Annotated in this window: 14 protein-coding genes; 12 read left to right on the forward strand and 2 right to left on the reverse strand. The window is 61.7% G+C overall.

Going from position 1 to position 11,856, the window contains the following annotated elements; translation table 11 throughout:
- Positions 1 to 89: 89 nt before the first annotated feature.
- The 9 genes from IRT45_RS05925 (at position 90) to IRT45_RS05965 (ending at position 7,119) form a co-directional block, all read left to right on the forward strand.
- On the forward strand, positions 90 to 494 hold the full coding sequence (locus tag IRT45_RS05925; protein WP_194804866.1) for a hypothetical protein: 405 nt from the start codon (positions 90 to 92) through the stop codon (positions 492 to 494).
- A gap of 110 nt (positions 495 to 604) precedes the next feature.
- Positions 605 to 1,018, forward strand: a complete 414-nt coding sequence (locus IRT45_RS05930; RefSeq protein WP_194804867.1) for a hypothetical protein — start codon at positions 605 to 607, stop codon at positions 1,016 to 1,018.
- A complete protein-coding gene (locus IRT45_RS05935; protein WP_194804868.1) occupies positions 1,011 to 1,691 on the forward strand; it encodes an antirestriction protein ArdA in 681 nt (226 codons plus the stop codon). The genes IRT45_RS05930 and IRT45_RS05935 overlap by 8 nt, the downstream gene beginning before the upstream one ends.
- A 103-nt stretch (positions 1,692 to 1,794) precedes the next feature.
- A complete protein-coding gene (locus tag IRT45_RS05940; RefSeq protein ID WP_194804869.1) occupies positions 1,795 to 2,202 on the forward strand; it encodes a helix-turn-helix domain-containing protein in 408 nt (135 codons plus the stop codon).
- A gap of 20 nt (positions 2,203 to 2,222) precedes the next feature.
- Positions 2,223 to 2,972 carry an ImmA/IrrE family metallo-endopeptidase gene (locus IRT45_RS05945; RefSeq protein ID WP_194804870.1) on the forward strand — a complete coding sequence of 250 codons (750 nt, stop codon included), beginning with the start codon at positions 2,223 to 2,225 and terminating at the stop codon, positions 2,970 to 2,972.
- Entirely contained in the window at positions 2,969 to 3,397 is a 429-nt protein-coding gene (locus IRT45_RS05950) for a recombinase family protein (RefSeq protein ID WP_194804871.1), read from the forward strand. The genes IRT45_RS05945 and IRT45_RS05950 overlap by 4 nt, the downstream gene beginning before the upstream one ends.
- The gene (locus IRT45_RS05955; protein WP_194804872.1) at positions 3,394 to 3,762 is read left to right on the forward strand and encodes a helix-turn-helix domain-containing protein; all 369 of its coding nucleotides are present in this window, start codon (positions 3,394 to 3,396) and stop codon (positions 3,760 to 3,762) included. Before IRT45_RS05950 ends, IRT45_RS05955 begins: the two co-directional genes overlap by 4 nt.
- Positions 3,759 to 5,300 carry a tyrosine recombinase XerC gene (gene xerC / locus IRT45_RS05960; protein WP_194804873.1) on the forward strand — a complete coding sequence of 514 codons (1,542 nt, stop codon included), beginning with the start codon at positions 3,759 to 3,761 and terminating at the stop codon, positions 5,298 to 5,300. The genes IRT45_RS05955 and xerC overlap by 4 nt, the downstream gene beginning before the upstream one ends.
- On the forward strand, positions 5,260 to 7,119 hold the full coding sequence (locus IRT45_RS05965) for a recombinase family protein (protein ID WP_194804874.1): 1,860 nt from the start codon (positions 5,260 to 5,262) through the stop codon (positions 7,117 to 7,119). Before xerC ends, IRT45_RS05965 begins: the two co-directional genes overlap by 41 nt.
- 990 nt (positions 7,120 to 8,109) lie before the next feature.
- Here IRT45_RS05965 and IRT45_RS05970 read toward each other — a convergent pair.
- Both IRT45_RS05970 and IRT45_RS05975 read right to left on the reverse strand, forming a co-directional pair.
- Complete coding sequence (locus IRT45_RS05970) at positions 8,110 to 9,159, reverse strand: hypothetical protein (RefSeq protein WP_194804875.1); 1,050 nt, start codon at positions 9,157 to 9,159, stop codon at positions 8,110 to 8,112.
- Between the two features lie 176 nt (positions 9,160 to 9,335).
- Positions 9,336 to 9,695, reverse strand: coding sequence for a hypothetical protein (locus IRT45_RS05975; protein ID WP_194804876.1), 360 nt, complete (start codon positions 9,693 to 9,695; stop codon positions 9,336 to 9,338).
- A 469-nt stretch (positions 9,696 to 10,164) separates the two neighbouring features.
- Here IRT45_RS05975 and IRT45_RS05980 point away from each other — a divergent pair, with 469 nt between their 5' ends.
- From IRT45_RS05980 to IRT45_RS05990, 3 genes are read left to right on the forward strand one after another with little or no spacing between them, the layout of a single operon-like run.
- Positions 10,165 to 10,464, forward strand: coding sequence for a hypothetical protein (locus IRT45_RS05980; protein ID WP_194804877.1), 300 nt, complete (start codon positions 10,165 to 10,167; stop codon positions 10,462 to 10,464).
- Positions 10,452 to 10,997, forward strand: a complete 546-nt coding sequence (locus tag IRT45_RS05985) for a DUF6879 family protein (RefSeq protein ID WP_194804878.1) — start codon at positions 10,452 to 10,454, stop codon at positions 10,995 to 10,997. Before IRT45_RS05980 ends, IRT45_RS05985 begins: the two co-directional genes overlap by 13 nt.
- Entirely contained in the window at positions 10,994 to 11,854 is an 861-nt protein-coding gene (locus tag IRT45_RS05990; protein WP_194804879.1) for a helix-turn-helix transcriptional regulator, read from the forward strand. Before IRT45_RS05985 ends, IRT45_RS05990 begins: the two co-directional genes overlap by 4 nt.
- Positions 11,855 to 11,856: the final 2 nt, after the last annotated feature.

Here is an 11,856-nt window from a genome sequence, read left to right on the forward strand (position 1 = left end):
CCTACAAAACCAAACTCATCGGTGTCATGCGGCCGTATCCGTAAGCACACCCAGCGCTTACCGGCCGCTCGCACCGAGGAGAAGGACCCATGTCCGAACCGTCGAGCAAGGAAATCACCCTTGCGATCCGTATCGACACCGCCCGCCACGCCCAGCTCAGCTGGATCGCCGAACTCCGCGGCACCAGTCTCAAGGCCGAATGCTTCAACGCCGTCGATGCCCACATCGAAGCCGCGAAGAACGACGCCGAGCTGATGGCCAAAGCCGACGCCGCGCGCGCCGCCATCGAAGAAGAAGCCCGCGCGAGGCAAACGGCGATCGCCAACCTGTTCACGGCAAGCCCGCCACCGCCCGCCGACGTCGAGGGCGCGCCACGTCCCGAGACCACGGTGGAGGCGAGCGAAGCCACGGAAACCTCTGCATCGCAGGGGAATCGGCGACCGCGAAACCGACGCGGGATCCAGCAAGGAGAAGGCGAGCAGACGGACAGCTGAGCCAAGCTCAGCACCCGGTGTAAGAGGCCGGCGGACAGCAGATCGAGGAATGCACAGACCTCACTGCTGTCCACCGGCCAACACTTAAACATAACTGAAAGGAGAAGAACATGAGCGAGAAATTTCAGAATTCACAACGTAATTCGGGCGAGGCGATACCGCCGGCCGAACAGAGCCACGACCGCGAGCAGCGCCTGGCGTGGGACATAGGCGAGGCGCTGCTCCAGGCGGTTTACGACGCCGCCCAGCACCCCGGCCAGGATGCTCGTTCAGCCGCGGCCACAGTCGCGCTGCAGCAGGTCCAGCGGACATATGACTTCGACGTGACCGAGGAAGACGATCTGCACGCGTTGGCAACGCAGGCCGACCATGTCGCCGACCGATTGGTCGAACTGATCGACGCCTACGAGGAGCTGACCACCAGCGATCTCCAAGGTGCCGTTGAAGCACTGGCCCTGCGGCTCGTCCATCACCAGCTGCCGGTCGGCCGCGTCAAGGGGACGAGAGGAGGTGATCATGAATGAGAGACATCCAAACAATCACGCGCACAGCGACTTCCAACCAGAGGCAGTCCATGCACCTACCGGTGACGAGCCAACCTACCGTGAGGCTGAATTCGCCCACGAGAAGGATCCACCGCGGTATCCGCGCATCTACGTCACCCGAGGACTGCCGCTTCGGGCCGAACTGACCGACGGCGCTTGGATAGACATGGCCCGCGACCCGCACAGCATTCACGCCGAGCTCTACAGCATGTTCGGCGAGCAGGAGGTCTACGACCGCGAGGGGCTCTACATCTGGGACTACCAGGGCTTTGCCGGCTTTACGCCGACTACCGGCCCACTGGGACTCGAAGGCGTGCATAGCATCGAACTCCTGACCGAGGTCGCACGAGGGATCATCGACTACGGCCCCGCGTTCTCCGCCTGGGCCAGCGCCCACGAAGACGACCCCAGCCAATTCAGTCGCTTCGAGCGCGCCTACCAGGGGCACTACGAAAGTGTCGACGGCTACGTGCGCCACCTGCTCGCACCGCTCGGGCTGGATGAAGTCCTAAAAGACGCCTTCCCGGACCAGCTCAAACACCTGGCCTACATCGACTACGACGCGATCGGCGAGCAACTGCTGGCGCAGGACGACATCGTGGCCTTTCCGGCAGAAGGCGGCGGCGTGTGGATATTCGACGAAAAAATATAAGAACAATGACCGATGGCAGAGTTTGCCGAAATAGCAATTAGTTTTGCGCATACGCATAAAAGGAGTTATTATTAATTCGTGAAATAAATGGGAGAATTTGTACATGGCCGCATCGCGGACCCACGAAGCCAAACGGATAGCCGTGATTATTCAGAAACGACGCAAAGACCTAGGCCTGACGCGCAGCGACCTCGCTCGCCGCACCGGCTTGGCGTATTCTTCAATACTGCGTCTTGAGGAAGGCGGCTTTGCTCATCCGAGCCCACGCTCACTGAAGGCCATTGCTGACGGACTGGAAATGCCGGTGGACATCCTGCTCAACGAAGCCGGATGGATACTCAAGACAGAGCGCCCGACCGATCGACCGCACATCGCGATCACGTACCACCGTGTCCCCGACGACGTCGCTCAGCACATCCAGGCACGCGTCAACATGCTCGTCAAACGCAGCGCCGCCGGGATCGACATCTACCACGAAGCCATTAACCGCAACTCCGATCCGCCTGCCTGACACCAGCTTGGCGACTAGCAATGACTGACAACGAAAGGAGATCGCTACAAAAGGGAGGCAACTGCAAAGAAATTCCGTTCACCACGCAAACGAAAGGAAAGAGAGACAGTTACAACAATTGGAAGGAGACCACCATGCCAACCACGACACCGTCAGTTCAACTTACCAATCCGAAACACCCGCACGCCGGTCCGCCGCCGCGAGGGATCATCGCCAAACTGCGCGCCCTCACCCCTCGCCACCCAGTGCGCTGGGAGCACAGCCTGCGCTTAGCCAAACAACAGACGATCGCCCTCATGCGAGAAGGGCGATCCTCCGGATTCACGCCGATAGAGCTCATCACCAAGCTCCCACGTATCCGAATCGAGTACTCGACCGACCAGCAAATCGCTCATGCCAGTTTCTGGGACGTTCATTCGCGGCAGTGGGTCATCTCGCTCCGTCGAGCCGATAGCTGGAAACGACATCGGATCTATCTGGCCCACGAGTTCAAGCGAGTGCTTGACCACGGCCGCGCATCGTCCCTGTACCCGAGCCCCTCGGTCAGATCCTCGGCCTGTGAGGCGGAGCGCGCCGCCGATTATTTCGCCCGTCACCTGCTTGTGCCGGATCAGCTCCTGCGACAAGCCCTGCGGACCGGCCTCACCGAAATCGGTGACTTGGCAAACCATTTCGCCGTTCCCGATGACGTCATACAGGAGCGCCTTCACGACGAGCGGGTCCTGACCGGATCCGCGCACCAGGGCAGCCTTGTCAGGAGGGCAGCATGACTGCTCCGATTACCACCGCCAACGATGTTGCCTTCACCCCGGCTGCGTTGTTCTTGTCCGTGGCTGCCGTGACTGAAGCAGAGGAGGCTGCTGGCGGTGAACCGATCCGCATTCAGCTGCAGCGTGAAGCAGGGTTCCGCACCGCGGCCCAACGCCAGCTCGGCATCGTGAAGGAATTCGTCGAGATCGGCACGCCCGCTATGAGTTTGCGGGGTCGACCCGTACTTCGACGATTGCTTGCCCACCTGGAACAGCACCCCGACATCCGCTACGTCATCTTCCCCTCAACTCGCCGGTTTGCGCTCACCAGCGCCCACGCGCAGCTGCTAGCCAAGCACTTCCGACGCCTCGACGTCCGGGTGCTTCTGCCGAACCAGGATTCCCAGCATCCGGTCGCACAGTCGTTCACGGAGACATGGGCATGACCCGTGCTATCGCAACCACGCCGCGTACGGAGCGCTCTGCCGTGTTGTCCGACGACACGCGCGCCCTGCTGCGCACCGTTGGGGCGGTGGCACTCAGATTGGCCGACAGCGGTATCGACGACCCTGCATGGTTGCGCGCCCAGATTGGCGGCCTGCCAGACGGTCTGGCGACCGCGAGCGCACAGTCGACACTCCTGACGGTTCCAGAGGCCTGCGAGCGGCTGCGCCTGAGCCGGTGGAGCATCTACCAACTGATTCACCGGCGCGAGCTCGGCACAGTGAAGATCGGGCGGCGACGATTCGTGCCAGTCAGCGAAGTACAGCGATTGGTCAATGAGTTGACCGTCGTTGGAGGTCGGGCATGACGGGGCGCAAGACCAACGGCGAGGGCAGCGTCTACAAGCGCAAGGACGGCCGTTGGGAAGGAGCTGTGTACCTCGGCACCGTAGGCGGCAAAGTGCGTCGCCAGCGCGTCTACGGCAAGACCCGCGCCGAAGCGCACACGAAACTGATGCGCGTCATTGAGGAAGCTCGGCGAGGCATCCTACCTCCCGACCACGTCTGGAAGGTGGGGGAATACCTGGACTTCTGGCTCGAACACGAAAAGCGCCGGGCACTTACACGCACCCGCCATGAAGGCGTCGTCCGCCTTCATATCAAGCCCTTTCTCGGCAACCACCGTCTCAACAGCATCACCGTCCGTACGGTGCAAGAATTCCTCGACAACCTTCGCGCCGATGGCCGGACCGTCGCCACGGTGCATCAGACTCGGAAAGTTCTCAGCGCCGCACTGACTTTCGCGATGCGCCAGGAAGTAATAGCCCGGAATCCGGCCCGTCTGGTCGAGCTGCCACGCTACAAATCGAAAGAAGCGAAGCACTGGCAGCCCGATGAAACCATCGCGTTTCTCGACGCCGCCCGTGCCGACCCGATGTACCCAATTTTCGCGCTCCTCGCGCTCTACGGGCTACGCATCGGTGAAGCCCTCGGTATCCGCTGGTGCGACATAGATTTCGAACACAACGTCCTCCACATTCGTCAGCAAGTCCAGCGGATCAACGGCGAACTCCTACAAGTCGAACTCAAAACCGAATCCAGCGAGCGAGACGAACCGCTGCTGACCCGAGCACGGCAAGCGCTCCTTCAACAGCGCCGCCATCAGGAACATGCCCGAACCGCAGCAGGTGAGGACTGGCAGGGCACCGGTGACGACAACGAACTAGCCTTCACGACACGCACCGGCCGCCCCCTCGAAGCCCGCAATGTCGCACGGTCATTCACGCGGATCTGCGAGCAACACGACTTGCGCCCCATCACCCTCCACGGAATGCGGCACAGCAACGCCACCGCCCAAAAGATCCTCGACGTCCACCCACGCGATGTTCAAGCGATCCTCGGCCACGGCGACATCCGAACTACTGGCATCTACCAGCACGTCGACCTCACCAGCAAACGGAGTGCGCTCGAAAAGCTCGAAGATCGTCTGTTTTTACCCCTGGGCGTGAGCGTGCGTAGCCGTCAAAACTACCGTCAAACCGCGGATTTCGCGACATCGATCAGCGCCGAAAGTCAACAAAAGAAAACGCCCACCCCTGTCGGGGAAGGCGCTTTCTTTGGTAGCAGCGACTGGGATCGAACCAGTGACCTTAGGCTTATGAGAGCGATCGAGGCCCCCTTGCAGGAGCGCCTGACCTCTATTAACGACCTCCTCCGAACACGTGCGCGCACGTGGAAATTCGGCTGCGTTGCCGTCAAAACTGCCGTCAACGCGGCGAATGTCAACGAAGTCCCTGAAAATTTGACGCTATGGGACTGGATCCCGCCATCTGCCGACCTCACACCACCATCCAAGGAGGTATCCGATGACCCAACGAACTCAGCCGAGCAAGAGCCACACCAGTGAGAAAGCGGTGCTCCTACTGCGGGTTTCGACCAAGAAGCAGCTCGATACTGCCATCGACATCGACCCCGACGGTCTGTCCATCTCTACCCAACGCGCCCAAGGACATGCCAAGGCCGACACGATGGGCGTGGACGTGGTCGAGGAATTCATCGAGCCCGGCTACTCAGCCAAGACGATCGACAAGCGTCCCGTGTTCCGGGAGCTACTCAAGTACCTCGCAGACCACCCCGAAGTCCGGTACGTCATCGTCTACATGCGCTCGCGCGCCTTCCGCAACCGCTTCGACGCCGCCATCATCGAAACTCAGCTCAACAAGATGGGCGTGCGCATCGTCAGCGCCAAAGAGGACTTCGGTGAAGGCCCTCACGCGGTGGCGATGGAGGGGATGCTCGACGTGATGAATCACCTGATGAACACGCTGCAGGGCTTGGACATTCAGGAGAAGATGCGCACCAAAGCTCGAAACGGCGGCACCCTCGGCTTCGCGAAAGTCGGCTACCTCAATGCTCGGGTCGAATACGAAGGCAAACAGATCAACACCATCGCCCTCGATCCAGGGCGGGCTCCCTTGGTACGCAAGGCGTTCGAGCTGTACGCGACCGGTGACTACGGACTTGAACGTCTCGAAGCTACCATGGCCGATCTCGGTCTGACCGCACGTGCACGCGGCACCATTCCGCAACGGCCTGTGTCGTTCAAGCTGTGGCACCGGATGCTGCAGGATCCCTACTACGCCGGCTGGGTTCAAGTGGAAGGCGAGCTTCGTCCCGGCCGACACGAGCCGATCGTCACCCAAGAACTATTCGACCGGGTGCAAGACGTCATGGACATGCGCAGTCGATTGGGACAGCGCGACCGCGTACTTCAGCACTACCTGAAGGGTGAGCTGTTCTGCGACCGGTGTCAGCGGCGCGGACGCAGCTCGCGGTTCATCTACACAGAAGCCCGCGGGCGAAACGGCCACCGGTATGGATACTTCCTATGTCGGGGCCGCCAAGACAGCCTCTGCGATATGCCCTACCTGCCCGCCGAACAAGTCGAACAAGCGGTCATCGACCACTACGCGAGCCTTCGGCTTCCGGCGGACTTTCACACCACCATCCATGAACTGCTGGACCAAGCCCTCGCCGACGAGCAATCCAGCGTCCGCACCATGCACATCAGCATGACTGCCCGGCTCAAGGAGCTCGACGCCAAGGAAGAACGACTACTCGACCTTGCCGCCGACGGGTCCCTGCCGCAGGCCAAGATCAAAAGTCGGCTCCGCGCTATCGAGACTGACCGCGCCAAGATTCAGGCGAGCCTGGTGGCCACCGGGGCCGAACTCGCGGTCGGGGTTGACATCCTCAAACGTGGACTGGATCTACTCACTGATCCCGCCCAGCTGTACCGGACTCGCACAGACGCCGTTCGTCGCCACCTCAACCGAGCCTTTTTCGAGCGCTTGTACCTCGATGTCGACGGCGTCACGGACGACCGCCTCAACCAGCCATTCGCCGACCTGCACGCAGCAGCTGGGATCCGGCCGGTCTGTGCCCACCCGAGCGCACCATCCCGCGCCTCGACACGCCCGAATATAGAAAGCGGCCTTACCCTCCGCGACGTCCTTAAGGACCCCGGTTCGAGTAAGACCGCTGTGGTGGAGCTAAGGGGAATCGAACCCCTGACCTTCTCGGTGACGGCGGGATGGACTACTTCGGGCAACCGTGGACTGTCAAGTGTGCGCTGGAATATGGTCCTGAGCAGGGAAGATGTCAATTCTCGACAACGGAGGACGACTGGAGACTCTGGTCGATATCGCTCACGGCGAGTGAATTAGTTGGGACTTAGTTGGAAGAGAGGAGGCTCGTCGCCACGGCGTGTCGTAGCGCCGACACGCGGTTGGTTTTCGGCATGAGCTAACTGTTGGCTGCCTGTAACTATCGGTCGACCTTCAACTCAGTTGGGGTCGCGCCGTCGAGGTGAATGCTGCGGTCGAGAGCTACGTTGTGCGGCATGCATGGACGTTCGGTCGCTCTCGCCGGTGTTGAGGTCCGGATCGAACTTGATACTTGAAAAGACCTGGTCTGTCGACAACTGGTAGCACTCGAACTGCTCGGCTCTACTTCCAACGCAGCCACTCGGGCAGGGGTTGATCGATTCGGACAGTCTGCGTCCGTTTCGGCATTTCCTCCGGCCCGGCGGTCAGGACCCTGCCGTCGGTCAAGCGGATCTCGAGATCGAAGTGCGACGCGGATGGGTAATGCTGGGTCCTGGATGGCTTCATCCCCGCAATTGTCGTAACCCGCACACCGAACGCGGATCGCGGTTTCTGGCCCAATCTCGCAGTTGGCTCTGCTGGGCGGCGGTCCGCACATGCTCCGGCCGGCTTCCCGTCTCCCCCGGGGGCATGCCCTTCTTAGCGCCCATGACGGTGGAGGCGCACGGGAACACGGTGGAGGCCGCCAGTCAGCAGGCCATGCGGCTGAAAGTCGAAGGTCGAAGGTCGCGGAATCTTCGGCTTCCTAACTGCTACCCCTCTGCCCCTCCGAGGAGATCGACGAAGAGCGGGCACTCTGCCGCGTGCCATTCCCTGACCAGGGGCCGGCCGTCTTCTAGGCCGAGCACCACCTCTGCCCGCCAAGGTAGGCAGTCGGGGCAAGCAGTGATCTCATAGCAGTTGCCGGCGGAGTCGAAGGCTTCAAAGTCCATGGAGGCGATCGGCGCATCGTAGGTCACCTTTGGTCTGCGCTCGCGTGCTGAGTCACTAAGGTTTGTCATGACGACAGTCTTCATCACCCATGGGCAAACGGAACCACGGCCGGTTGAATCAATCGTCCCGATCCTCGGTGAGCATTTCCTCAGAGCTCCAAGAGGTTACCGGCTTCATCGATGGCGGGGCGGTTGGGGCAAGGTTTGTGCATCTCGTCAGGCGGAACCGAAGAACAGCTGCCTTGCGCGTCGAACTGATTGGCAGGGTCAGTGCCACTTCGATCCAGGCAGCACCGTCGAGAGGTACCGCGCTGGGCATCATGATTCCCAGCTTTATCCGCCACGTCACGACGTCCGGGGCTAACACAACTAGTCCAGCTGGTTGCTCAGACGCTCCGTATGGGTTGATTGCTTTCGACGGTCGCCGCTCGGCGAAAATTGTTGAACCCGTTCGAGGTCGGACTTCAGCTGATGTGCTGAATTCGACGCCACCTGCACGGACCTCGAACCGTTCGCCCGTTGGCGCCACCACCGTTACGTTGTATCGGTGCTTCGGGAACAGTACGTGTCGACCAGGCAAGGTGTCGATCAGGATCGCGCCGCCCAGCGATAGCACTCCGACCTCTGGGATCTTCGCTTCGGCTGGCCCAAAGAGCGTCGCGTCAGCGTGAATGAGATCGAGGTTCGGGACCGCAGCTGAGGGAGCGAGGATCGACAATAACTCGGCCCTGGTCGCTGAACGGAGGCCGGTGCCCTCACGCCATGGCACTGCGGTTGTCGCCCAACCCGACCTCTGGATCTTCATCAGGTATGGCGCCTGGTCGGTCTCGAACTGAAGAGCGAAAACCGGGCCATGATCAGTAGCGACTCGAAGAACGGTGAGAAGCGGGGCGACCTCGTGAGCGAATTCCGCGCGGATCTGCATCCACCAGGTGTTCGGGTCGACGTCCTCGTCCAGCTCGATGACCTTGTGGCGGTTCTCGCTCAAACCCACGATCCACAGAATTGGGTGACCCCCTGAGGCATTAGCCATTCCAGCTAGCTGGCCAGCATTCTTGGGTTCAGGCCACGCTCCCTTGGCCTCTGTCCAGTCATCCTCGACCTTCCCGCCGTTGACGACGTAGTCGACGATCTCGTTCACCCGGATCTCGAGCTGGATCTTGTTCACGGAAAGTGAAGGTACCCGGCATGAGTGGGTCCCAGTTCGACTCGCCGTAACAGCGGAATCGAGTGTGATATTGCGGCCGAATGGTTGTCGACGTTGGAGGGCCGAAAACCGGTGAGGCAAGACAAGTCCGAGATCGGTCCCAAGGTATTTGATCTCGTCGCGAGTTGCCGGCGACGCTAGGTCTGTGCGTCGGCCGCCAACGGGTTCGTAGCTCCCTCGTCCGGGGCGTACCCGCCGGGTCGTTCGTGGGTCTGTCCGGTGGCGAGGTTGTGGATGTCTGTGAGTTCGGCGAGTTCGGGTGGTATTCGGCCGCGGAGGTGCCCGAGGTCGGGGACGATGAGTAGCTCGATCCGGTGGGTGGCGACGTGGTCGAGGAGTGCTTCGGGGACGATGAGGCTGCTGCTTTTGGTGAGGCCGGCGTAGTCGTACCCCAGGCGGCGTGCGACGCGGCGGGCCTGTAGATCCAGATCGTGAATGGTGCGTACGAGGTCGACGCATACGTAACCCATTGCGCGCGAGGTGTTCTCATCGTCCATGTATGTCTCCGGGTGATCGGTGGTCGGGGTGGTTTTCGGCCTCGACGCGACTGCGTATCGCAGCGACGGTGCGCTGTCTCGGGATGCGTTGCGGCCAACAGACGATCACCGAGTAGATGACGATCGACAGGACCAGGCAACAGACGAAAAAGGTGATCACAGGCGGTGTCCCGCCGTGGGGTGCGGTTCGTTCGGTGCGCAGGTGCTCAAGGTCTGTCGCCTTCCGTAGTCGCGTCTCGGGAACAGCCCGGCGCCGGGGCTCACGCCACCCCCGGCCCGCCTCTGTGCCGTGGATGCGCCGCATGTTGTTGCGGCGACCACCCGGCGCCGGGCTGGCTAGAACGCTACGAATCGGCGTCGGCGGTGGGCTAGAAGATTGCAGATGATTGCGCGGCAATGTCGTGCAATCTCGGCGGTGGGGTCTGAGAATTGCTTTGCACGCAACTACCTTTGAGCAAAGGAAGCTCTCATGACTGTATTGCGATTGCTCGGTTCGGGATCGAAAGATGGCGGATGCCCGGCGTTGTATGCCACCGATGGCGACACCTTGATCGTGCAGGGGCTTACTACTCGTGGCGGCAACGCGGTGCTGATCCCGCACTCGCAGTTGCTCGAGTGGGCCGAACCGGGTAGCACGATCACTATGGAAACCACCGAGACTCCGGCGTTGGTGCTTGTGGCCGGTACCCCGGTGACCGATGAGGTTCGGGCGCGGTTGATCTTGGATTCGGATGAGACTGCGGTGGAGGTTCCGCGATGCGGGCGATAGTCGGCGAACTCGCGGGTGAAGGTATTTACGCGAAGTTCTTCCGCAACGCTCAGCGCAGCGCCGTACATGTCGAGGTGCAAGACGTCTACGAGGTCCCCGACGAGTACGAACCGCTGGTGCGCTGGCGGGAGACCGGCGAAATCCTCGAAACGGATGGCGGCAGGCAATGGTGTGCCCTGGTCGCCGAGACCGTCGCCCGTGGCGTGAACGTCGCGCGGGTGCGGGTAGTTACGGTCCCTCACACGGAGTACACGAACTGGCTGCTCGATGCCTGCGCACCGAATATCACTGCGGGGGAACAGATTCGGTATCTACCGCGCCACCTCGTCGACGACCTGCCAGCCGATGACTTCTGGCTGTTCGACGGTGAGACGGTCGCGTTCAACACAGTGGACGACAACGATGCCAACCTCGGACTCGCTGTGACCACGGACCGGGCGATTGCCGGGGTGTGCGCTGATGCGTGGGCCCGTTTGTGGGCAGCAGGCATCGACCGCGACGACTACGTGCGTTCGGAGTTCGCTGCCCGGTGAGTACGAGTGTCGGACAGGCGAGGGCGGCCCTGGGAGCGCGGCTGCGTGAACTTCGCAGGGACGCTCGCCTGTCCGGCAAGAGCATGGCCGAATCGTGTGGGTGGCATCCGTCGAAGGTGTCGCGCATCGAGCTGGGTCGCCAGCAGCCAAGTGAGGATGATCTTCTCCAGTGGTGCCGGACAACCGGGTCGATGATGGTCTACGACGATCTGGTGGCGACGCTACGCAACCTGCAATCGATGTATCTGGAGTGGCGCAGAGTTGTCGCGTCGGGACGCGCCCACCGGCAACGCCAGTCGCTGGAGATCGAGGGCCGCGCCGATCATCTGCGATGGTTCGAATCCTGGGTTGTGCCCGGTCTGTTGCAGACACCCGACTACGCGCGCGCCATCCTGATCGAGTGCCGCAAACTGGTTCCCGGCGGACGCGACGATATCGAGGAAGCCGTTGCGGTGCGCATGACGCGACAGCGGATATTGCGTTCGGGGGGAAGACGTTTCGCTTTCATCATCGGTGAGGCGGCACTGCATCAGGTCGTCGGTTCGGCGGCGATCATGGCGGCTCAGCTCCAGGCGCTCATCGGCCACGCTGCGAACCCACGCGTCGATCTGTCGATCGTGCCGCTGGCTGCTGCGGCGCCGATCGGCTCGCATGGTTTTGCGATGTTCGACCGAGACAGCGTGATGGTTGAGACGATCAGCGCGGAACTCACGGTAACCCGCCCCTCCGAAATCGCCGTCTACGACGACGCTTTCAGGGCGATGCACGAAATTGCCGAACACGGGTCGGCGGCGGTCGGCATCCTCGCTCGTATCGCAGACGAACACGAACGAAAGCACGGTGCGGCCGATTCATGATG

It is taken from the genome of Nocardia sp. BSTN01, assembly GCF_015354405.1.
Lineage (GTDB): Bacteria > Actinomycetota > Actinomycetes > Mycobacteriales > Mycobacteriaceae > Nocardia.

Excerpts from the sequence above, each read along its gene's own strand:
- IRT45_RS05930 (WP_194804867.1), top strand. The coding sequence starts at position 605 with ATGAGCGAGAAATTTCAGAATTCACAACGTAATTCGGGCGAGGCGATA.
- IRT45_RS05935 (WP_194804868.1), top strand. The coding sequence starts at position 1,011 with ATGAATGAGAGACATCCAAACAATCACGCGCACAGCGACTTCCAACCA.
- IRT45_RS05940 (WP_194804869.1), top strand. The coding sequence starts at position 1,795 with ATGGCCGCATCGCGGACCCACGAAGCCAAACGGATAGCCGTGATTATT.
- IRT45_RS05955 (WP_194804872.1), top strand. The coding sequence starts at position 3,394 with ATGACCCGTGCTATCGCAACCACGCCGCGTACGGAGCGCTCTGCCGTG.
- IRT45_RS05945 (WP_194804870.1), top strand. The coding sequence starts at position 2,223 with ATGACTGACAACGAAAGGAGATCGCTACAAAAGGGAGGCAACTGCAAA.
- IRT45_RS05975 (WP_194804876.1), bottom strand. The coding sequence starts at position 9,695 with ATGGACGATGAGAACACCTCGCGCGCAATGGGTTACGTATGCGTCGAC.
- IRT45_RS05925 (WP_194804866.1), top strand. The coding sequence starts at position 90 with ATGTCCGAACCGTCGAGCAAGGAAATCACCCTTGCGATCCGTATCGAC.
- IRT45_RS05980 (WP_194804877.1), top strand. The coding sequence starts at position 10,165 with ATGACTGTATTGCGATTGCTCGGTTCGGGATCGAAAGATGGCGGATGC.
- xerC (WP_194804873.1), top strand. The coding sequence starts at position 3,759 with ATGACGGGGCGCAAGACCAACGGCGAGGGCAGCGTCTACAAGCGCAAG.
- IRT45_RS05950 (WP_194804871.1), top strand. The coding sequence starts at position 2,969 with ATGACTGCTCCGATTACCACCGCCAACGATGTTGCCTTCACCCCGGCT.
- IRT45_RS05985 (WP_194804878.1), top strand. The coding sequence starts at position 10,452 with ATGCGGGCGATAGTCGGCGAACTCGCGGGTGAAGGTATTTACGCGAAG.
- IRT45_RS05965 (WP_194804874.1), top strand. The coding sequence starts at position 5,260 with ATGACCCAACGAACTCAGCCGAGCAAGAGCCACACCAGTGAGAAAGCG.